The following is a 22,360-nucleotide window of genomic DNA, read 5'->3' as shown; positions in this document are numbered from 1 at the left end:
TTAAAAACAGACATAAAAAAAGGCTCATAAATGAGCCTTTTTAATCTCTACTTTAAATTTAGCCTAAATCACCGCTAATTGCGTATTTTAAAACCCAGTTTTTTATAGGGCCTGTATTATTAGCCATTTTTAAAAACTGGCTACGTGCCCATTTAAGTGGCGCAACTTGGTTAGAAAAGCCAAAGTAACAGGCATCCATCATGCTCATCATTAATAAATTAGCCTTACGGCGAGCTCGCTCATATTCTTTAAGCGTTAACGGGCGCCCTATATCCCCTGCATTGTCTAAAACTTCAGCAAGTGCCACTACATCCTGAAAACCTAAATTTACACCCTGCCCTGCAAGCGGATTTATTGTATGTGCAGCGTCACCGACTAAAACCAAGCGCCCTTGTGAATAGTTGTTAGCATGTTGGCGAGTAAGCGGAAATATTGCATGAGTTTGTACTTCAAAGTCTCCAGCAAGTTCAGGAAATTTATTAAGTATGTGCATTTTTAGCTCAGCTGGGTTTAGCCCTTTAAATGCTTGCAGTGTATTTGCATCATCGTACCAAATTAAATTAGCGTATGGTGCATGCATTGGCAAAAATGCGAGTGGCCCACTTGGCGTAAACTGCTGCCATGTTTTTATTTGTTGCGGCGCATCGAGTTTAATTAATACCCCCATGCAATGCTGCTGATACTGCCAGCCGGTAATTCCTATATTAGCTTTAGCACGCAGCTGCGATTGTCCGCCATCGGCTGCAATCACTAAATCAGCGGTATAGGTTTGAGCTCCATACACAAGCGTAATTAAATCATCCGTTTGCTCTATTTTAGTAATAGGCGTGGCTTGCTCAATAACCTCAATTTTATAGTGATCAAATTGCTGCCATAAACTTGCTTGAATTAAACTATTTTCAATTAAGTGGCCTAAATGCGTGGTGTTTATATCGGCGCAGTCAAACAATAAATTATCACCACCGCGCTCAAATGCCTCTAATTGCTGATAAGGCGCTATGCGGTTTTGTCTTAAAAGCGGCATTGCTCCTAATTCATCAAGTAAATTTTCTGAAAAACGATTAATAGCCGACACTCTAATATCAACCTTATCACTACTAAGAATCTGTGATGGGTCTATTAGGTGTTTTTCGATTATGCGTACGCCAAAGCCCTGTTGAGCAAGCTTTATCGCCATAGCCGCGCCAACCATGCCACCACCAACTACTATCACATTATTTTTAGTCATGTTTTTCATCATTTTATTATTACTTGAGTCTGTTTTGATTGTATCAAAATTAATTTGTTTTATACCAGAGGATATCCCTAACCGCTGATTAAACTCGCCTCGTATTGATTTGAGATCACAAACATGAAAACTATACTTGGATCTGGACGGGTATCCAGCTAAAATACGCCTCCTTTAAGTGAGCATGCTTGCTCCTTAATCCTGTTTCAAGCACATTTTTGTGCCACTATCGAATTGAACACGAGGCTATATTTCAATGAGCAAAAAGCTGCATATTAAAACCTGGGGTTGTCAGATGAACGAATACGACTCTCAGAAAATGGCTGAACTTTTAGATGCCACCAACGGCTACCAGCTAACTGAAGATGCAACAGATGCCGACGTAATCTTACTTAACACCTGTTCAATTCGTGAAAAAGCACAAGAGAAAGTATTTCACCAATTAGGTCGCTGGAAGTTATTAAAAGACGACAAGCCAGATTTAATCATTGGTGTAGGTGGTTGTGTTGCCTCACAAGAAGGTGACTCTATTCGCCAACGTGCACCATTTGTAGATGTTATTTTTGGTCCGCAAACGCTACACCGTTTACCAGAAATGATTAAACAAGTGCAAGGCGACAAAGGCTCATCGGTTGTTGATATTTCATTCCCAGAGATTGAAAAATTTGACCGCCTGCCAGAGCCAAAAGCAGATGGCCCATCTGCTTTCGTATCAATTATGGAAGGCTGTTCTAAGTACTGTACTTTTTGTGTTGTACCTTATACCCGCGGTGAAGAAGTTAGTCGCCCAGTAGATGACGTACTACTTGAAGTTGCACAACTTGCAGAGCAAGGCGTACGAGAAGTAAATCTTTTAGGTCAAAACGTAAATGCATACCGCGGCGATACGCACGATGGCGAAATTTGTTACTTCTCTGATTTAATTCGTCTTATTGCAGCTATTGATGGTATTGACCGTATTCGTTTCACCACATCGCACCCGGTAGAATTTACCCCAGATATAATCGACGTTTACGCCGATGTACCAGAGCTTGTAGATCACTTACATTTACCAGTACAAAGTGGTTCAGACCGTATATTAAACCTAATGAAACGTGGCCATACGGCAATTGAATACAAATCGACAATTCGTAAGTTACGTAAAATTCGTCCTAACTTAAGTATGTCGTCAGATTTCATTATTGGTTTCCCAGGCGAAAGCAAAGAAGACTTTGAAGCAACCATGAAGCTTATTAGCGACATAGGTTTTGATATGAGCTTTAGCTTTATTTACAGCGCACGCCCAGGTACGCCAGCGGCAGATTTGCCGGATGACGTAACAGAGCAAGAGAAAAAAGAGCGCTTATACTTACTACAAAACCGTATTACACAAATGGCGCAGCAAATTAGTCGTCAAATGTTCGATACAGAGCAACGTATACTTGTTGAAGGTCCTTCTAAGAAGAACCCTATGGAATTACGTGGCCGTACAGAAAACAACCGTGTAGTAAACTTTGTTGGCCCGCACACTGTGATCGGACAGTTTGTTGATGTACGTATTACCGAAGCACTACCTAACTCTTTACGTGGTGACTTAATTCGTACAGAATCAGAAATGAACTTACGACGTGAAGTCGCTCCTTCAGCTATTTTAACTAAAGCTGCAACTGCAGAGCCAAAACCAGACACTGTTAACGAAATTGGCGTAGCTACTTTCGTTCCTTAGTCACACAATTAGCGCCAGTTAACGCTGGCGCAGTACTATAGGAAGCAATTTTGAGTAATCAGTTAAAAACATTAGAGATTTATTTAGAACCTGCCGATAACAAACGCCTTTCTTCTTTATGTGGCCCGTTTGACGAAAACATCAAACAAATTGAACGCCACCTGGCTGTTGAAATAATTCACCGTGACAACTTTTTTAAAGTAACCGGTAAACTACACAACTGCGCCGGCGCTGTAGAAATCTTAAAAAACCTTTATGTTGATACTCAGCCTGTTCGTGGTGTTTTAGGCGAAATAGAACCCGACGCCGTTCATTTAGCTATTACCGAATCAAAAGCCTTAGAGCAAGATGCATCCAGCAGCGCTTATGGCAAAGAAATGGTTATTAAAACCCGCCGTGGTGTTATTAAACCACGTAACGACAACCAAGGTGTTTATGTGGCTAATATTTTAAACCACGACATTACCTTTGGTATTGGCCCTGCAGGTACTGGTAAAACTTACCTTGCAGTTGCAGCCGCCGTCGACGCTCTTGAGCGCCAAGAAATACGCCGTATATTACTAACGCGCCCTGCTGTAGAAGCTGGCGAAAAGCTTGGCTTTTTACCTGGCGATTTAAGTCAAAAAATAGACCCATACCTGCGCCCTCTTTACGATGCGCTTTTTGAAATGCTAGGTTTTGAAAAAGTAGAAAAGCTCATCGAAAAAAATATCATCGAAGTCGCACCGCTTGCTTACATGCGCGGACGTACTTTAAACGATGCATTTATTATTTTAGATGAAAGCCAAAATACCACCGCCGAGCAAATGAAAATGTTTTTAACCCGTATAGGGTTTAACTCAAAAGCGGTGATTACAGGCGATATTACACAGGTCGATTTACCTCGTGGCACACGCTCAGGCCTTCGCCATGCAATTGAAGTACTTGATGGCGTAAACGAAATTAGCTTTAACTACTTCAAAGCCCACGACGTAGTACGTCACCCTGTTGTAGCACGCATAGTTGAAGCCTACGAGCGTAACGACGAAAGCGAGCGACTTAAGCGCATTGAAAAGCAAAATGCAAAAGACGCACTCGCTGCTCTTCAACAGCCTACTACTAAAGAGTAATACTTTGACAACCGAACTTGATTTACAAATAGCCTGTGAGTTTGACAACCTCCCAAGCGAAGAACAATTTGCGCTATGGGCCGACAAAGCCCTTAGCCAATACCGTGATGAGTCCGAACTCAGTATCGTTATTAGCGACGAAGCGCAATCGCAACAACTTAATAACGACTATCGCGGTAAAAATAAACCGACCAACGTACTGTCGTTCGAATTTGAAGCACCACCAGGCATAGATATTCCCTTGGTTGGTGATTTAATTATTTGCCCAGCCATTGTATTAGCTGAAGCAATTGAGCAAGAGAAGTCATTTCATGACCACTTTGCTCACATGGTTATTCACGGATGCTTGCATTTGCTTGGATTTGACCATATAAAGAGTGAAGACGCTTTAGAGATGGAAAGCATCGAAAAGCAATTACTTGCAGAGCTAAACATAGCAGACCCATACCGGGACGATATTTAAATTAACGGAGCAATTAGACGCAATGAGCGACGGTAACTCGCAATCTAGCCAGGGTTCTTCTGGCAAAACGTGGTTGGGCAGAATAGCCCAAATGTTGCAAGGGGAACCCCAGAATAGAGAAGAGCTGGTCGAAGTTATTGCCGATGCGCAAGAACGAGACGTAATCGATCCAGAAACAAAAGAGATGATAGAAGGTGTGCTTGGCGTGTCTGAGCTTAAAGTGCGAGACATAATGGTTCCGCGCTCACAAATGATCACTCTTGAGATCGACAGCCCGCTTGAAGAACTAATTCCAATGATGGTTGACTCAACTCACTCACGTTTTCCAGTGGTGATTGAAGACAAAGATCATGTAGAAGGTTTTTTACTCGCTAAAGATTTATTGCCACTGATCTTAAATAAAGACGAGCATTTACCATCAATACGCGATTATTTACGCCCAGCAATGGTAGTACCTGAAAGCAAACGTGTTGATACATTGCTAAACGAATTCCGTCAGCAACGCTACCATATGGCTGTGGTTATTGACGAATACGGCGGCGTATCGGGCTTAGTAACGATTGAAGATATTCTTGAAATAATTGTTGGCGAAATCGAAGATGAGCACGACGAAGAAGAAGAACATCAAGATATTCGTCAACTTGCTAAACATGTCCACGTAGTGCAAGCACTCACTCCTGTAGATGACTTTAACGAGCATTTTAAAACAGGCTACAGCACAGACGAAGCCGACACTATTGGCGGAACTGTACTGCACGCATTTGGCCATATGCCAAGCCGTGGTGAAACGATTGACATAGAAGGTTACCAATTTAAAGTAACCAACGCCGACAATCGTCGTATTTTGCAACTGCAAGTCACCGTTCCTAAGGCTGATGATAACGACAGTGAAGAAACTGCTAACTAGACTTACCCTATTAGCAAAAGATAAAAAAGCATGGCTCGCACTCGTTGCGGGCCTTGTTTTAACTTTTGGCTATGCCCCTTTTGAAATTTGGCCCATCGTATTTATTAGCCTTGGCGCTATAATTTTTTGCATTAATCCCAATAATAACGGTAAAGCACACGCAAAAACCGCCGCTAAATATGGCTTTATATTTGGCCTAGGCTGGTTTGGTGCAGGTATAAGCTGGGTACATGTTTCTATTGCCACCTTTGGCGGTATGCCGCTTATAGCGTCGCTCTCGTTAATGGCTTTTTTGTGCGCCTACTTAGCATTATTTCCCGCACTTGCCTTTTGGGCAACTACACGCTTTGCTAGTGGCCCTAAAAGCTTTGGCGCATTACTAATTGCCTGCTTTGCAATTAGTGAGTATTTACGTGGCACCGTACTTACCGGTTTCCCGTGGTTAAGCTTTGGCTACACACAAACCGACGGACCTTTAAGGCTGCTCGCCCCTTATATTGGCGAGTTTGGCTTAACTCTTACCTGTGTCGCTATTGGCTTTGCACTATATAGACTTACCCAAAAAGATTTTAAAACCCCGGCGGTTACTGCGACAGCTGTTGCGCTTATTTTTACAGGTGCAAATACCACAGGCAGCATTCATTACACAGATAAAAACATGTCAGTATTGCTCGTACAAGGCAACATACAGCAACATCTGCGCTTTGAGCCAAGTGAGTTTTGGACCACAATGAGCAAATACCAAGACATGACACGCCCACATTGGGATGCCGACTTAATAGTGTGGCCTGAAGCCGCAGTGCCTGAAATAGAAATGCTTGCCGATTCCTACCTAGCCAATTTAGACAGTGCCGCCTCGTTTAATCAAACCGCCCTTGTAACCGGTATTGTTGACTACCAGCGAGACACCAAAAATATATTTAACACACTTATTGTGGTCGGTAATAAAGAACGCGGCGACGAGCATGGGCATTACCATTACCTTGATAAAAACCGCTATCAAAAACACCAGCTATTACCCATTGGTGAATTTGTACCGTTTCAAGATTTTTTGCGCCCTATTGCCCCATTATTCGATTTACCTATGTCATCGTTTACCCGTGGCGACAAAGTGCAAAACAACTTGCGCGCCAATGGCTATAACCTACTCCCTGCTATTTGCTACGAAATTGTTTTTGCAGATTTAGTACGCGGTAATTACAAAAGCGATTCCGACCTACTCTTTACAGTAAGTAACGATGCCTGGTTTGGTGACTCTATTGGGCCTTTGCAACACATGCAAATAGCCCGTATGCGCGCGCTCGAACTACAACGCCCTCTAGTGCGTGTTACTAACAATGGTGTAAGCGCCGTATACGACCCTATAAGCCACACACAACAAACCATGCCTCAGTTTGAAGCTACAACATTGAAAGCCAACATTAAGCTCATAAAAGGCGACAGCGTGTACAGCCAATACGGCAACATATTTGTGTGGGGATTTGTGTTGTTGATGGGAGTTGTTGGGTTTGGGGTTAGGTTGAGAAAGTGAATTAAAATTAATAGCTGTCGGTGGACAGCTATTTAAAAAAGTGTTTATTGTTGGGTTTCGCTTCGCTCTACCCAACCTACGCAAATTTACTTTTTAATCTAGCCTATGCTAAAAATATAACGAGCTTTGTTCTATTTTTAATGCTTGGTGTTGCTCAATATCAGGTTTAAAAAGTTAAACTCGACTGTAATTTATAATTGGATTTTCACAGATAAACTCACCACCTTTAACGGCATACATCAATACAATATTGAGATTGAGCCTAAATGCCGACCGACTTTAACTTTATCGGTATGCGACTTTATTTCACTTACTTGCGGGAGTTTAATTAAGTATCAAATTTAAATGAGGTTAGCATACAGCATAGTAACATTTTATCGTAACCCGACTATTGGCGTCCACGCTCCCAACTAAATAACTTTTTAGTCATAACTACTCGTTATGCTTTTTGCTTTCTATGGGGGTAGTTTACAGCAACTATCAAAACCACTTAAACTTTAGCTTTGCTGAGTGTACTCTGCTCACCTGTGGCCTCAGTAGATTACAATGAATATCAATATAGCTACTTTTATTTGGTTCTATAAAAATATCATCGCTTTTACCTAAACAATTACCAACAAACTTTCCGTTTTTATCGAATGTAGATGCTATAACACCACCTGCATATATGCTTTCATTGGTGATATTTTTTAACTCGGCAGTTATTCTTACTCGCCCATTTTCTTTAAAGATATCAGAAAGGGTAAGTTTATAATCACTATTTAAGTCGTCAGTGCCCTTCAATGCTTTATTTGATACCTGCTCTTTAAAGCCACTATCAACTTCTGCGGCTATTGTTAGCGCGTACACACTGATACCACCGAGTGTTGCTATTACAAACCCTATCCCCCAAAAAAAGCCCTTTATAGCCTCATTAAAATTATTACTCATTTAATTCCCTTTTAATTTTTCACTACTAAATTTCGTTAACAATATACCCAAAATTACTTCTTTCACTAACCTAGTATATAAATTAAGACTTATTTTTGTAATAAGCTTTTTAAACCATAGTACCAACTAAGCGCTGCCACCGTGCCATGAGTTTCTTCTTCAAAGTAACGTTGATTTATATATAAACTATTACTCGGCTGCGCTTTTAGTTTTTTAGCAAGCTCTAAGCCCCATTTATAATTAGCCTCTCCAATTTCACCAAAAGCTGCATTATTAGCAAAAGTAAAATATACATTGCCTTTAAGCTGCTTATTTATAAGCTGTTGCTCGTCAAAATAACGATTGAGATAATTATTATCCCAAAGGTAGGTTGCATCAATAATTAAGTAATCAGTAAATAAAGAGTGATTTGTAAGTAAAACATAACTTGCGAACAAGCCGCCGAAAGATTCCCCAATTAAGACCCGCTTATTTGATGTACGATAATTTTTATTAATGAAGGGAATAAGTTCTTTTTCAAAAAAAACGGTGTAGTTTGCGGCATTGCCAATGTTTTCAAATTTTTCGAGTAGCTTGCCGTTAAAAGTCCAATCGACATTGGTAGGGGTAAAGTCGCGCTCTCTTATCGCATTTTTACTGTTAGGAACAGCGACAATAATTGCTTGTTGAATTTGTTTTTCTAGCCGCTCAGTACTGAGTGCTTCAACAAGCCCCGCTAAGGCTTTTAAATGGGTTGGGTCGCCATCAAGCAGGTAAATAACAGGATATACTAGTTCGAGGTTTTGCTTGTAGCTTGGCGGTAAATAAACACTATAACTGCGCTGCTCACCTAAAATAATAGACTTAAGCTGATGTGTTTCTGCTAACACAATATTTTCTGACGCATACGAAGCAGTAATAAAATACAGATAACTAAACGCCATTAATAAAGCTTTCATAACCATCCTTGTAATTAATAAGAGCAAACTTAACTTTTTACAGTCTCTTCTACCGTTTCAACGTTTACAACTTGATTCAAGTTACCTTTAATAACTACAGTTGCTGATATTTTATCTTGAATGGCTTGTCTATTTGGGTCCCAATATATTTGTAAAAACCCTAACAAGCCTGTGGCAAAGCCTGCGCCGTAGCCGCCGTAGCGACCAAAACAATCTAATAAACCTAATGGCTCGCCGCTTAGGGCTACAACACGGATATTACAAACCTTTTTACCCGGTGTTTGGCCGCGCCAAAGTAACGAGAACAACGTAAAGTAAACAGCAGCCCAGCCAAAACCTAAGCCTAAGTCTTGAATAATGCCTTTGCTCCACTGCAAAATACTATTTGTGCTTGTTTGTGCAGGTTTTTCTTCTATTAACTGTACAGGTTTTTCTTCTATTAACTGTGCAGGCTTTATTTCGTTATTTTCACTGAGCACTAATAATTGTAAAAGTACGGTAGCAAGTTGTGGGTTTTGTAGGTCATCCATTTCTGCTAATTTGGGAACTTGCCCAATTAAATTATCAAGCGCGTTTTGTTGGCAAGGTTGCTCACAGCTGTCATCGGCTGTTTGCGCTAAATAAGTATTTACCTGTTGTTTTTCTGTGGGAGTAAGCTGAATTTCATCTTGTATTTTTACGCCCTGAACAGCTAAACCTTGATCAGTGTTATCGTCTTCTAGGTAATCTATGCCAATTGAAAGCACAGTAAGTGCGCTTACAAATAAAATACTTGCTGCCGTTATTTTTAAGATTCTTCGCCACACATTCGACATTTTTGGAAGGTATTGCTGTGCAGTGCCTTTATAAAAAGCCATTGCAGCAACAAACGCTATTAAAGCAGCGCTAAGCTTGGCCGCTAAAAATATCAGTGCAACATCAATAATTATCGCTAGTGCACGCCGAATTGGCGTAGCTAAAGGCAAGCCCAGTAAAGCGCTGTCAATTTTAAAAGCGTAGGGTGTAATAACTTCTCGGGTTTCAGAATTTGATAATTCTAATTGTTCTATTTCTGTGGCTTTCATTTATTTTCTTGTTATTAAAATAGGTAACCCGGTTAACTTACGCGTTTTTTATTTTTTGCTCAAGGTAAAGCTATTAGAATCAATGCACAAAAAAGGCTGCATAAAATGCAGCCCTTCATGTTTTTACTCAATGTTAATTACTTACTGGCAATTATACCGTTGGATAATCGGTGTAGCCTTGTTCTGCGCCACCAAACAAAGTGTCGGGGTTGTGGCTGTTAAGTGGCTTGCCTTGCTTTAAGCGTGCTGGTAAGTCTGGGTTTGATACAAACGGGCGACCAAAGCCAATCATGTCGGCCCAGCCTTCGCTAAGTGCATTGTCTGCGCGCTCTTTGGTGTACTTACCTGCGTAAATTAATACTCCACTGTAGGCTTTGCGAATCGATTTTTTAAATTCAACACTCATTAAAGGTGCGTCATCCCAATCGGCTTCGGCTATATGCATGTAACCTACACCGGCTTTATTTAGTGCCTCAGAAACCGCTAAGTAAGTTTCCTTAGGGTTTTCGTCTACAGTGCCATTAAGAGTTGTTAACGGGGCAAGTCTTACGCCTACTTTGCTGCTACCAATTTCGTCGCTAACAGCATGTACCACTTCAATTAAAAAGCGTATACGGTTTTGCACACTGCCACCATATTCATCGGTGCGAGCATTTGACTCTGAGTCTAAAAATTGATTAATAAGGTAACCATTTGCAGCATGAAGCTCTATGCCATCAAACCCTGCATTAACTGCATTTTTAGCTGCTTGGCGAAATTCACCTATGACATGCGTAATATCTTGTTTGCTCATTTCGCGTGGGAGTTGGGTGTCTACAAACCCCGGTGCGCCGTTTGTATCTACAAATACTTTTACGTCTTTTGCAGCAATAGCCGATGCAGAAATAGGCTGCACGCCACCAGTGTTGTCACTGTGGGTAACACGGCCAACATGCCAAAGCTGAGCAAACATCACTCCACCAGCGCTATGTACTGCGCTTGTTACTTTACTCCAGCCTGCAACTTGCTCATTTGAATAAATACCCGGAGTCCAAGCGTAACCTTTACCAAGCTCACTAATTTGTGTGCCTTCGCTTACAATTAGTCCGGCACTTGCGCGCTGTGCGTAATATGTTGCCATTAAGTCGTTAGCTATATCGCCAGGCTGCGTTGAACGCGAGCGAGTCATTGGGGGCATAACAATACGGTTTTTTAATGTTTTACCTGCAAGTTCTATTGGTTCAAAAAGTAATGTCATAATGCCTCCTAAGTTTGATTGCGCTCATAATAACGTAACCAAGCACATGCAAAAACAACAAAAACTGCAAAATAGTTTTGTTGTATCTGCAATAAAGCCACAAAGTAAAACACATTAACTTTAGGTGAACTAAATGTATTTTATTGACTCTTAACAGCACTATTAAGTTGAGGGTTTGATGTGAATAAAGGGAATGCATGGCCGTGGGTTATCTCGTTGTGTATACACGCTATTGCGTTGTACTTTTTGTTTTCGCAATCTATTAAAGTTGCGCCGCCAAAGGAGGAAAAAAACGCAATAATACAGGCCTATGTTACGGTTAATTTAGCAAGCCTACCTAAGCTAAGCTCAGTTGTTACAACAACCAATGCGCCTGATATAAAACCTGTAAACACTAAAACTGATGCACCAAATTCAGCGACCTCTAACACTACACCTATAAAAAAAGATTCTACAAAAGCCAAAGTAAGGGTAACTAAAAAAACGCAAGCCAAAACCATCACGTTACCAAAGGCACAAACAGAGCTTAAAAAAGACCCTGTAAAACCTGTTGACCCCCTGGTAGCGGCGCCTTCAGAGCCTACAACAAAAGCTTCTCAAACATTTAAAAAGCTAAATCCATACGCGCCGCTATTTGGCTCTCCTGTAAATAATATGACTCATAAAAAAATGGTCTCCTTTGGTGAAGATAAAAGCTCTGAAAATGAAGAGATAAACAATCAGCCCACAATTAAAACACCAGTAAAATCTGATAATTCAGAAGTTATTAACCAAAATACAACAGGCACACGACGATTAGAAAAATTTAACGGTAAATGCTATTTAATTGATACTTCAACCGTATTTGGTAGTAATGGCATGCCTCAAGGTAGCGGTAAACCCTGTCCTGAGGATAAAACTGATAAAGAAATTATGTTTGAAAAAATCATGAAAAAATGGAGCCGTAAAAATAATTAACTTTAAATAAGTGAACAAATAATATGTTTATCCGTATTGATAAGCTTAAAGTAATTAGGAGTAAGCCATGATCACCAAACAACTATCCTCACTTTTTGTATTTAATTTATTAGTTGTAAGTGCACAAGCTAATGCAAACCAGCGCTGGTACGTTGTTAACGACTCAGTAATGGGCGGTGTATCTAATAGCCAAGTAACACAAACTCAAGAAAGTTTGCTTTTTACAGGCAATGTTTCGCTTGATAATAACGGCGGTTTTGCATCAATACGTACAGAGCTAAGTACACAAAGCCAAAATACTAAAGCTATAGCGCTGCGTGTTAAAGGTGATGGACAAATCTATCAGCTTAGGCTCAGAACTACCAATTACCTTGATGGCGCAGCGTACACTCACTCATTTAAAACAGTAAAAAATGAATGGGTAGATATAAACTTTGCTCCGAGTGATTTTACTTTAACGTATCGCGGCCGCGTGCTTGAGCAACAACCGATTATTGATTTTGACGATATAAAACAGCTAGGCTTTATGATTGCAGGTAAGCAAGAAGGTAAGTTTAAACTTGAAGTGGGTAAAATTGAGTTTAAAAGCTAATCAAGCAGCAAGCTTTGGCATTGAGCGGTGTAATCATGAGCGCGAATGGTTGCGCTACTTTCGGTGTACTATTTAGCCCTACTAGCAAAAAGCCCCACTTTATTAAAGTAGGGCTTATACCAATTTATCAAACTAACTCGTTACTTACTTAGTGCTTTGGTTATCTTGCGAGAGCGAAATAAGTACAAGCGCCGCATTTAGACGAGTATTTAAATTATTATAAATAGTCATTCCAAACACACCGATAATACAAACTATTAAACCCATTTGTAGGTTAACGCTCATCTCTAGTAAAAAAACAGCTGCAACTAGTAAGCATAGCGCTAATGCATAAATAATAGATTGAAAGGTAAAGTTAATATCACCTTTGGCTATTTTAAGTAATTCATCTTTATTCATAATTTACTTCCTTGTTATTTAATCACTAAGACTCAATTGCCAGTAACTCTACTTCAAAAATAAGTACTGAGGCAGGAGGAATACTCCCTACACGTTTTTCGCCGTATGCTAATTGGTGCGGTACATAAAAAATGTATTTATCACCTGGGCTCATCAGTTGTAAGCCCTCAGTCCAGCCTTTAATCACTTGGTGCAAGCCAAAACTAATCGGTGTTTTACGCTCTACTGAGCTGTCAAACACCGTGCCGTCGATTAGTGTGCCGTGGTAATGCACGTTAACCATACTTGTTGGGCTTGGTGTGTTTTCACTCTCACCTTTGTGTACTATTTTGTACTGCAAGCCAGAAGCTGTTTCTACTACACCTTCTACTTTTGCGTTAGCGGCTAAGTAATCGGCCCCTATTTGTGCATTTATGCCTGCTTGTTGTTTTGCTTTTTTACTATTTTGAAATATTAAAAAACAAAAAATGGCGATAACCACCGCCAAAATTATATTGATCATTATTAACCTTTTTCGTTATCTAGTTCTTCGTCTTTTTCGTTATCGTTATCGCCATTTACTATGTCGGCAATTTCTTTAAGGCGAGCAAGCGCAATTCCGTTTACTGAGTTTTCTGGATACTGGTCATCAATAATATCGCCAGCTTCTATATCCATTAACAGGTTAAGCGCTTGGTCTACGGTTTCAACTGCGTAAATATTAAATTTACCTGCCTCAACTGCATTAAGTATTTCGTCATCAAGCACTAAGTTAACTTGGTTTGATTTAGGAATGATAACGCCTTGCGAACCTGTTAAGCCACGCATTTTACACAGTTTGAAAAAGCCTTCTATTTTTTCATTTACGCCACCAATAGCCTGTACATCACCATGTTGGTTAATAGAGCCTGTCAGTGCAATTGATTGGCTAATAGGTAGGCTTGTAATAGACGAAATAAGCGCACACAACTCTGCTAAAGATGCACTATCGCCATCTATATAACCGTAGCTTTGCTCAATAGCGATATTAGCGCTAAGCGTTAAGCTAAAGTGCTGCGCGTATTTATTACCTAAATAACCGGTAAGTAGCATTACCCCTTTTGAGTGAATTGCTTTACCAAGCTCGGCTTCACGTTCAACATCTATTACGCCATCGGCGCCAGCATAAACCGTTGCCGTAATACGCGCAGGGGTACCAAATGAGGTATCGCCAATGTGTAATACGGTTAAACCATTTACTTTACCAATGGCTTGGCCGTCGGTTGCAATAAGTGTGTGACCTTCTTTTATATCGCTTAGCATGTTTTCACTAATTTGGCCGGTACGGTATTGCTTACCTTCAATGGCTTCATCAATATGATGCGCATCTACAACAGTTAATTTATCTTGTTTTGCGTAGTAACTTGCCTCTGCAACTAATTCAAGTACATCAGCAAAGCGCGCAGAAAGCTTATTGTGATGCTCTGCTTGGCGGTAGCTAAACTTAAGTAAACGCACCATAGCTGCTTGTGTGGTACTGCACTTTAATGTTTGCTCGCAGTACTCGGTAACTTTAGTTATAAATTGGTACTGTAATTTATCGCTACTTGGTAAGTAGTAATCAAAGTCAGCTAATACTCTAAATAACTCTGCAAACTCTTCATCGTATTCACCTATGGTGTAATACAGTTCGCGCGAGCCTAATAAAATAATTTTTACATCAAGCGGTATAAGCTGCGGGCGAAGTGTAAAACTACTACCTACTGAGCTATCTTGATACGGTAAGTCGTTTTTAATTTGATGCGTTTTAAGCGAAAGTTTTAAACCATCCCACACTTGAGGGTTAGCCATTACCTTTTCAGCATCCATAATTAAATAACCGCCATTAGCACGGTGCAATGCTCCCGGCTGAATAGAGCGATAACTGGTAATTAAAGACCCTTGCGATGTGGAATACTCAATTTTACCAAATATATTACCAAATGTTGGATTGGGCTCGTACACCACGGGTGCTGCATCGTCTTCTTTAAATTCAACTAAAATATTAGGTGCAAAAAAGTCGGTAAGCATGCCTTTACGATCAAAGTCTTCTTTGCTTTCTTCGCTTTCGTCTTCGTCATCGAGCCACTCAAGTACCGCGTCTATAATTTCAACGCGTATATCTTTTAAATAACGCAGTACACCAATATGAGTTGCATATTTATGCTCTAAGTCTTTTAAAAGCGGTTTTGTGGCCTGCTCTGCAGTCGACTTTTTAAGATTACGCTGTTTTTCTTTTGATTCGCGCTTCCAGCGTGGCAGCTCAATTAACGCTTCTATTAATGCATCTTCTAGCTTTTCAATTTTTTCAAAAAACTCTTCGCGTAACGTTTCTTCAAGTTCGCCAAATTCGCTATCGCTTAATTGTTTACCATCTACAAGCGGTGCAAACCCTACTGAATTTTTTTCTTCGACTAATGCAACACTTTGCTCAAATGCCGCAATTTCTACTGCGGTAATAGCGCTGTCGTAGGCATCGTTAAATTCACGGTCGATTGATTTTTTTTTGCGTTGGTATCCTGGGTTATCAAATGCAGCAGGAAATGTGTCGAGTACTTCATCTAAAAATGAATCTATGTCGTCACTAAGTTGCTTGCTTTGCCCTGCATGCATAAACAGCGCAATAGGCTCTCTGTGGTCATCGTAATTATTTACGTATAACCATTCGTTTGGTGTTGGGCGGTCTTTTGCGTGTTGCTTAAGTTTATCTTTAACAAGCGTAAAGCGCCCATGGGCAGCCTCGCCCATTACATAAACGTTATAACCAGGTAGTTCCATCCCTAAAGAGAAATCTAAGGCACTTTGGGCGCGTTGTTGGCCTATAAATGTTAGTTGCTCGGGGTATGGATTGCTCATACACGTATGTACGTGATTAGTAGAAATACTCGGTGCGAGCTTTGAAACAGATAGTGGCAGCAATTTTTTCGTCATTCTAACTTCTTTTTTTACCAACATATTCGCTGGCCTTTGGGCGTATTAAGTGGCCAGCAGCCACTTAATACTTATATTTAAGGGTGCAGCGCCTTACGACTAAAATAGATTCCATCACATTCAATACACGGTGTAATTTGTGTCGCGTGATAAACATCGTAACTATGAGTGCAATTCTTACATACTAATGTGCCCATGGCTATCCATTCGCCTGCGTGATACACACCATTGTGCTTAAAATCTTGACTAAGAGATTGCCACTCAAGCTGAGTTTTATCTTCTATGTGCGAAAGCTCAAACCATAAGGACTCTTTAAGCTCTTGCCATGCAAGCGAATTATAGTGAGATTCGTTTTCTTGGACATGTTCTATATCGCGCTGTAAATAACTTTTATATAAAGCGTATCTTTCTTGCCCTAAATCTTTAAGTGCCTGCTCAGATTCAACAAATCGAGTAACTGCGTCTTTTACTTCATGATCTTTTACATCTTTTAGCCATTTGGTTAAATCGCCAAGCCATGCTTTATAATCTGCCATTTTTTACTCCTTCAAAATTGCTGTTAAATCACCCTATAACTTAGATAAGTATAGGTTAACCTGAACTGAAGGTTAGAATTTATCAAAACCGCGTTTTTGACGCTGTGAATAGCACTTTATTTGGGGTATCCTAATGGCAATTTTTTATTAGTTTGCAAGAAGTCTGGAACCATAGATGCAAGAGCAATATAACCCGCAAGATATAGAGTCAAAAGTACAAAGCTACTGGGAAGAAAACCAGGTATTTAAAGTCACTGAAGATGAGAGCAAAGAAAAGTATTATTGCCTTTCTATGTTTCCTTATCCGAGTGGTCGACTGCATATGGGTCATGTACGTAACTACACCATTGGTGATGTTGTTTCTCGTTTCCAGCGCCTGCAAGGCAAAAACGTAATGCAACCTATGGGTTGGGATGCGTTTGGTTTACCTGCAGAAAACGCTGCTATCAAAAACAAAACAGCACCTGCTAAGTGGACATACGAAAATATTGACTACATGCGTACACAGCTTAAGCAATTAGGTTTTGGTTATGACTGGGATCGCGAAATAGCGACGTGTCATCCAGAATACTACAAGTGGGAGCAGTGGTTTTTCACTAAGCTTTACGAAAAAGGCTTAGTGTATAAAAAAATGTCGACGGTTAACTGGGATCCAGTGGATCAAACAGTATTAGCTAACGAGCAAGTTATTGACGGTCGCGGTTGGCGTTCAGGCGCTGTGGTTGAGCAAAAAGAAATTCCACAGTGGTTTATTAAAATTACCGACTACGCACAAGAACTACTTGACGATTTAGACAAGTTGGAAGATTGGCCAGAGCAAGTTAAAACAATGCAGCGTAACTGGATTGGCCGCTCTGAAGGGTGTGATATTGAATTTAAACGCACCGATAACGACGAAACTTTTAGTGTATACACAACTCGTCCAGACACCTTTATGGGTGTTACGTATGTTGCTGTTGCTGGTGGTCACCCTATTGCACAAGAAGCCGCTAAAAATAGCGATGCTGTTGCAATGTTTGTTGAAGAATGCAAAAACACCAAAATTGCCGAAGCAGACATGGCAACAATGGAGAAAAAAGGCATAGCAACAGGCTTTTACGCAACTCACCCATTAACGGGCGAGCAAGTACCAATTTGGGTCGCTAACTTTGTATTAATGCATTACGGCTCAGGCGCTGTTATGGCGGTACCTGCACACGACCAACGCGATTTTGAATTTGCAACGGCTTACGGCCTAGATATTAAACAAGTAATTGCACCGGTTGAAGGCTCAGGTCTTGAAGTAAACCTTGAGCAAGAAGCATTTACCGATAAAGGCGTACTTGTAAATTCAGGTGAATTTGATGGTCTTGATTTTGACGCCGCGTTTAAAGCCATTGCCGACAAGCTTGAAGCACTCGGTGTTGGGGAGCGCAAAGTAAACTTCCGTCTACGTGACTGGGGTGTTAGCCGTCAGCGTTATTGGGGTTCTCCAATCCCAATGCTTAGCGACGAAGAAGGCAAAGAACTTGCAGCAACAGAAGATATGCTACCAGTTCGCTTACCAGAAGATGTGGTAATGAATGGTGTAACGTCACCTCTTAAAGCAGACCCTGAATGGGCTAAAACAACAGTAAATGGCGCACCTGCGTTTCACGAAACTGACACGTTTGACACCTTTATGGAGTCATCTTGGTACTACGCACGCTACTGTAGCCCACGCTACGACGAAGGCATGCTAGATCCAGCGGCTGCTAACTATTGGTTACCAGTAAACCAATACATTGGTGGTATTGAGCACGCTATTTTACACTTATTGTACTCGCGATTTTTCCATAAATTATTACGTGACTTTGGTTTAGTAAATTCAGACGAACCGTTCGACCGCTTACTTTGTCAAGGTATGGTGCTTGCTGAAACATTTTATCGTAAAGATGAAAAAGGCGGCGATGTATGGATTTCGCCAAGCGATGTAAATACCGAAACCGACGACAAAGGCCGCGTAACTAAAGCATGGCATAAAGAAGACGGTGAGCCGGTATTCTCATCAGGCATGAGTAAAATGTCGAAGTCTAAAAACAACGGTATAGACCCACAACAAGTAATTGCCCAATATGGTGCAGATACAGTACGTTTATTTATGATGTTTACAGCACCACCAGAGCAAACGCTTGAATGGTCAGACTCAGGTGTTGAAGGCGCACATCGCTTCTTAAAACGTGTATGGAAATACGCAGTAGACGTTAAAACAGTAGGTTACCAAGCACTTGATAAATCAGCGCTCACTAACCCGCAAAAAGTATTACGTCGCGACTTACACAAAGCAATTGCTAAAGTGACTGATGATGTTGAACGTCGTCAAACCTTTAACACCGCTATTGCAGCCATTATGGAGCTTTCTAATAAGTTATTAAAAGCACCACTGAGCGACAAACAAGATGTAGCGATTGCTAACGAAGCACTTGAAGCATTAGTTATTATGCTTGCACCTATTACTCCGCATTTATCACATGAGCTTTGGAAAGAGCTTGGTAAAGAAGGCGAGATTTTAGATGCGCAGTGGCCAAAAGTTGACGAGTCGGCTCTTGTTGAAGATGAAAAACTAATCATCGTACAAGTAAACGGCAAGCTTCGCGCTAAGTTAACAGTGGCAGCTGATGCCACTCAAGAGCAAGTAGAAGCCCTTGCGTTTGCAGAATCTAACGTAACTAAATTTACGGATGGCGCAACTATTCGTAAAATTATTTACGTTCCAGGTAAACTACTTAACGTGGTAGCTAACTAATATGGCTGCATTTAACGCCATTAAAAATGGACTAGCCTTAGTGCTAGTCTGTTTTTTGTTATCAAGCTGTGGCTTTCATTTAAAAAAAGCCTCTAGCTTGCCTGATAACTTAAAACAGCTAACACTTGTAGGCGATGATGAAAAATCGACTTTATTTACTGAGCTTAAAAAAGAGCTTAAAGCGAGTAACGTAGAGCTAGTATCGTCAGCTAAAGATAAAGCCCAATTGTATTTACGCAAAGAAAGTATTGAACGCCAAACTCTTTCGCTGTTTCAAAATGGTCAGGTTGCTGAATACGAACTTGCTTATGGCGTGTCGTATGTAGTTAAACTCCCAGGCGAAAAAGCGATAGAAAAACGTTTTGAGCTTTACCGTAATTACCAAGACGATCCGGATCATGCATTAGCAAAAGCAAAAGAGCTTGAGCTACTCATTAGCGAGATTCGTGAGCAAGCCAGTCGTCGTATTGTTAGAGAGCTGTCGCAACTATAATGCGCTGCTACGCTAATCAACTACCGAGTGAATTAAATAAAGGGCTAAAGCCCTTTTATTTAGTATTTGGTGAAGAGCCTTTTCAAGAAGCGCAGTGCGTACAACAAATTCGCGACTGTGCTAAGCAACAAGGTTTTGATGAAGTAATTAAGTTTACTTTAATGCAAGGATTCGATTGGCAAGAAATCATAGCCCAGTATCAGAGCATGTCGCTGTTTAGCGCCCGCACTATTATTGAGCTTGATTTAAACCAACAAAAGCCAGGCGTTATTGGCAGCAATACCTTTAAAAAAGTAGTTGAGCTGGTTAATCCCGATACTATTTTAATTGTTAAAGGCGCTAAAGCCAGTCAAGAAGTACAACGTGGTGCGTGGTTTAAAGCCCTTGATAAACTAGGCGTGTTCGTACCTTGCTACCCACTTACGGGCTCTCATGTAAAACGATGGCTTGATGAGCAATGCCAACGTTTATCACTTAATATGCAAAGCGACGCCAAAGTAAGCTTAATAAATGCCACTGAAGGCAACTTATTAGCTTGTTTTCAGGAACTTGAAAAGCTCTCGCTACTGCACGGCAATGCATTAATTACTCAGCAACTAGTTATGCAAGGGCTGTTAAATCAAGCCAAGTTTGATATTTTTGATTTAAGCGATGCACTGTTAAATGGCCACGCTAAACAAGCTATAAAAGTACTAAACAAACTTGCCAGCGATAACACCGAAGTGGTGAGTATTTTGTGGGCTATAACCAAAGAGCTTAATACACTTATAAGTGTGCAACTTGGTTTATTAAATGGCGAACCCATAGCAAATTTATTTAAACAAAAAGCAATTTGGAAAAACCAACAAGGTCCAGTTCAAAACGCAATTAACCGTTTAAATATGCACTCACTAGAACAAATAAACAGTGATGTTGCGTTGTTTGATGCTAGTTACAAGCAGGGTAATTTAATTGCACCTTACCAAGCGCTTGCTCATATTTGTATTAAATTTTGCCAGCCGCTCAACATTCCTATGCCGTGCCACGCGGTTAATTAATAAATAACTAATGGGTGTTAAATGATCGCAATTTTTGGTGGCACTTTCGACCCCGTCCATTTAGGCCATCTAAATATGGCGCAGCAATGCGTTAATGCGTTTAATTTAGATACGCTTTATTTTATGCCCTGTGCACTCCCTGCACATAAAGCAGCTCCGGGAATTAGTACGCAGCACCGTATTAATATGCTAAACGCAGCTATTGCACCTTATCCTCATTTTGAACTCGATTTAAGAGAGCTTAACCGAGCTGGTCCATCGTATTCGCTACTTAGTTTGCAAGAACTTCGTAAAGAGCACCCCACTACACCTATTTTATTTTTAATTGGTATGGACTCGTTTAACAATCTCGATAAGTGGTTTGAGTGGAAGGCAATAACACAGCTTTGCCATATTGTGGTGTACCAGCGCCCAGCTCAACATTGCACTGTAAAAGGTGAGCTCAAAAGCTATATGCAACACGCAAATGCTGGCGAAGTAGCGGCACTTAAACACTCACTTGCAGGTAAACTTTATTTTTTACCGGGCGAAATGCTCGATGCGGCCTCAAGTACAATTCGCAAGCAGCTAAAAAAAAGTAATAAAAAGAATGAACTATTGCCCGATGCAGTGAGTCATTACATAGAAGTGCATCAGCTCTATCAAATTGATGCTTAAAAACTCCTAGCGTGTTAAAATGCGCGCCATTAAATTTTTAAATTGAGACAAAACCTTGGATTCAAAACAACTACTCGCCTTTGCTATGGACAAAATTGACGATATGAAAGCGCGTGACATCGTTCATATTGACGTAACTGAAACATCAGATATTACAGATTACATGGTAATTTGTTCTGGTACTTCTAAACGCCACGTACAGTCAATTGCCGATCACTTAGCAAAAGAAGCGCGTCATGCAGATTCAGAGCCACTAGGTTATGAAGGTGAAGGCGACGGCGAATGGGCACTGGTTGATTTAGGTGATGTGGTTGTACACGTGATGCAAAACGAAGCACGTAGCTATTACGATCTAGAAAAACTGTGGGGCTAAACGCTCACTCATTTTAGACAATGCTTGGAAGTAATACGTGAAAATACAAATGATTGCTGTTGGTACTAAAATGCCAGCATGGGTAGAAACGGGATTTGCAGAATATCAGCGCCGTTTCCCTAAAGATATGGCGCTAGAGTTAATCGAAATTCCAGCCGGTAAACGTGGTAAAAATGCAGATATAAAGCGTATTTTACACATTGAAGGTGAAAAAACATTAGCGGCTATTCCAAAAGGCAATCGTATTGTAACGTTAGAGGTAACAGGGAAAGCACTGGATACTCACCAACTTGCTAAAAATATGGAAAAATGGCAACTCGATGGCCGCGATGTAAGTTTACTTATTGGCGGACCTGAAGGACTTGCTCCAGAGTGTATTGCAGCGTCTGAGCAAAAATGGTCGTTATCTAATTTAACATTGCCGCATCCTTTGGTGCGTATAATTGTTGCAGAGAGCCTTTACCGAGGCTGGAGCTTAAATAACAACCATCCTTATCATCGCGAGTAACCCC

General features: G+C 40.6%; 22 protein-coding genes. 13 read left to right on the top strand and 9 right to left on the bottom strand.

Translation table 11 applies throughout. The features are described from left to right. Positions 1-58: 58 nt before the first annotated feature. Positions 59-1,228 (bottom strand): FAD-dependent monooxygenase, encoded by a 1,170-nt coding sequence (locus H5118_RS08000; RefSeq protein ID WP_259397927.1) that lies wholly within the window; start codon positions 1,226-1,228, stop codon positions 59-61. Positions 1,229-1,484: 256 nt separating this feature from the next. On the opposite strand from H5118_RS08000, the gene miaB reads away from it, so the two are divergent. Genes miaB through lnt form a run of 5 tightly spaced genes read left to right on the top strand, consistent with a single transcriptional unit; the run spans position 1,485 to position 6,943 of the window. Further along, a complete protein-coding gene (miaB, locus tag H5118_RS07995; protein ID WP_182748448.1) occupies positions 1,485-2,933 on the top strand; it encodes a tRNA (N6-isopentenyl adenosine(37)-C2)-methylthiotransferase MiaB in 1,449 nt (482 codons plus the stop codon). 50 nt (positions 2,934-2,983) lie between these two features. Then, positions 2,984-4,042, top strand: coding sequence for a PhoH family protein (locus H5118_RS07990; protein WP_002958543.1), 1,059 nt, complete (start codon positions 2,984-2,986; stop codon positions 4,040-4,042). 4 nt (positions 4,043-4,046) lie between these two features. Continuing rightward, positions 4,047-4,505: an rRNA maturation RNase YbeY gene (gene ybeY, locus H5118_RS07985; RefSeq protein ID WP_024596412.1), complete on the top strand. Its 459-nt coding sequence runs from the start codon at positions 4,047-4,049 to the stop codon at positions 4,503-4,505. 22 nt (positions 4,506-4,527) lie between these two features. Further along, a complete protein-coding gene (corC, locus tag H5118_RS07980; RefSeq protein WP_002958541.1) occupies positions 4,528-5,412 on the top strand; it encodes a CNNM family magnesium/cobalt transport protein CorC in 885 nt (294 codons plus the stop codon). Further along, positions 5,393-6,943: an apolipoprotein N-acyltransferase gene (lnt, locus tag H5118_RS07975; protein WP_182748447.1), complete on the top strand. Its 1,551-nt coding sequence runs from the start codon at positions 5,393-5,395 to the stop codon at positions 6,941-6,943. The genes corC and lnt overlap by 20 nt, the downstream gene beginning before the upstream one ends. Before the next feature lie 480 nt (positions 6,944-7,423). Here lnt and H5118_RS07970 read toward each other — a convergent pair whose 3' ends face one another. The 4 genes from H5118_RS07970 to H5118_RS07955 form a co-directional block, all read right to left on the bottom strand. Beyond that, positions 7,424-7,873 (bottom strand): ATPase, encoded by a 450-nt coding sequence (locus tag H5118_RS07970; RefSeq protein WP_182748446.1) that lies wholly within the window; start codon positions 7,871-7,873, stop codon positions 7,424-7,426. Positions 7,874-7,962: 89 nt separating this feature from the next. Then, complete coding sequence (locus H5118_RS07965) at positions 7,963-8,811, bottom strand: alpha/beta hydrolase (RefSeq protein ID WP_182748445.1); 849 nt, start codon at positions 8,809-8,811, stop codon at positions 7,963-7,965. A 29-nt stretch (positions 8,812-8,840) separates the two neighbouring features. Beyond that, positions 8,841-9,875: an RDD family protein gene (locus tag H5118_RS07960; protein WP_182733445.1), complete on the bottom strand. Its 1,035-nt coding sequence runs from the start codon at positions 9,873-9,875 to the stop codon at positions 8,841-8,843. Positions 9,876-10,026: 151 nt separating this feature from the next. Continuing rightward, entirely contained in the window at positions 10,027-11,112 is a 1,086-nt protein-coding gene (locus H5118_RS07955) for an alkene reductase (protein ID WP_182748444.1), read from the bottom strand. Between the two features lie 180 nt (positions 11,113-11,292). Here H5118_RS07955 and H5118_RS07950 point away from each other — a divergent pair, with 180 nt between their 5' ends. Together H5118_RS07950 and H5118_RS07945 are read left to right on the top strand one after the other, a co-directional pair. Then, on the top strand, positions 11,293-12,069 hold the full coding sequence (locus H5118_RS07950; protein ID WP_182748442.1) for a hypothetical protein: 777 nt from the start codon (positions 11,293-11,295) through the stop codon (positions 12,067-12,069). Between the two features lie 67 nt (positions 12,070-12,136). Next, positions 12,137-12,661 (top strand): CIA30 family protein, encoded by a 525-nt coding sequence (locus tag H5118_RS07945; RefSeq protein ID WP_182694060.1) that lies wholly within the window; start codon positions 12,137-12,139, stop codon positions 12,659-12,661. Positions 12,662-12,805: 144 nt separating this feature from the next. On the opposite strand, the gene H5118_RS07940 is transcribed toward H5118_RS07945, so the two are convergent. From H5118_RS07940 to H5118_RS07925, 4 genes are all read right to left on the bottom strand, one after another. Beyond that, positions 12,806-13,060 (bottom strand): hypothetical protein, encoded by a 255-nt coding sequence (locus H5118_RS07940; RefSeq protein ID WP_182748440.1) that lies wholly within the window; start codon positions 13,058-13,060, stop codon positions 12,806-12,808. A gap of 25 nt (positions 13,061-13,085) precedes the next feature. After that, the gene (locus H5118_RS07935) at positions 13,086-13,562 is read right to left on the bottom strand and encodes an FKBP-type peptidyl-prolyl cis-trans isomerase (RefSeq protein WP_024594701.1); all 477 of its coding nucleotides are present in this window, start codon (positions 13,560-13,562) and stop codon (positions 13,086-13,088) included. 2 nt (positions 13,563-13,564) lie between these two features. Beyond that, entirely contained in the window at positions 13,565-15,988 is a 2,424-nt protein-coding gene (locus H5118_RS07930; RefSeq protein WP_259397925.1) for a Lon protease family protein, read from the bottom strand. Between the two features lie 77 nt (positions 15,989-16,065). Further along, positions 16,066-16,524, bottom strand: coding sequence for a zinc ribbon-containing protein (locus tag H5118_RS07925; protein ID WP_002958528.1), 459 nt, complete (start codon positions 16,522-16,524; stop codon positions 16,066-16,068). A 175-nt stretch (positions 16,525-16,699) separates the two neighbouring features. On the opposite strand from H5118_RS07925, the gene leuS reads away from it, so the two are divergent. The 6 genes from leuS to rlmH are packed head-to-tail and all read left to right on the top strand — an operon-like array spanning position 16,700 to position 22,356. Continuing rightward, on the top strand, positions 16,700-19,288 hold the full coding sequence (gene leuS, locus H5118_RS07920; protein ID WP_024594703.1) for a leucine--tRNA ligase: 2,589 nt from the start codon (positions 16,700-16,702) through the stop codon (positions 19,286-19,288). Position 19,289: 1 nt separating this feature from the next. Beyond that, the gene (gene lptE / locus H5118_RS07915) at positions 19,290-19,781 is read left to right on the top strand and encodes an LPS assembly lipoprotein LptE (RefSeq protein ID WP_024594704.1); all 492 of its coding nucleotides are present in this window, start codon (positions 19,290-19,292) and stop codon (positions 19,779-19,781) included. Then, positions 19,781-20,818: a DNA polymerase III subunit delta gene (holA, locus tag H5118_RS07910; RefSeq protein ID WP_182748437.1), complete on the top strand. Its 1,038-nt coding sequence runs from the start codon at positions 19,781-19,783 to the stop codon at positions 20,816-20,818. Before lptE ends, holA begins: the two co-directional genes overlap by 1 nt. A gap of 21 nt (positions 20,819-20,839) precedes the next feature. Beyond that, entirely contained in the window at positions 20,840-21,475 is a 636-nt protein-coding gene (nadD, locus tag H5118_RS07905; RefSeq protein ID WP_024594705.1) for a nicotinate-nucleotide adenylyltransferase, read from the top strand. Between the two features lie 55 nt (positions 21,476-21,530). Continuing rightward, positions 21,531-21,848 carry a ribosome silencing factor gene (gene rsfS, locus H5118_RS07900; RefSeq protein ID WP_002958523.1) on the top strand — a complete coding sequence of 106 codons (318 nt, stop codon included), beginning with the start codon at positions 21,531-21,533 and terminating at the stop codon, positions 21,846-21,848. Between the two features lie 37 nt (positions 21,849-21,885). Continuing rightward, entirely contained in the window at positions 21,886-22,356 is a 471-nt protein-coding gene (gene rlmH, locus H5118_RS07895; protein ID WP_002958522.1) for a 23S rRNA (pseudouridine(1915)-N(3))-methyltransferase RlmH, read from the top strand. Positions 22,357-22,360: the final 4 nt, after the last annotated feature.

It is taken from the genome of Pseudoalteromonas sp. SR41-1 (genome assembly GCF_014164015.1).
Taxonomy (GTDB): domain Bacteria; phylum Pseudomonadota; class Gammaproteobacteria; order Enterobacterales; family Alteromonadaceae; genus Pseudoalteromonas; species Pseudoalteromonas distincta.
Note: the sequence above shows the minus strand (reverse complement) of the source record. Positions and strands in the feature narration are given on the sequence as shown.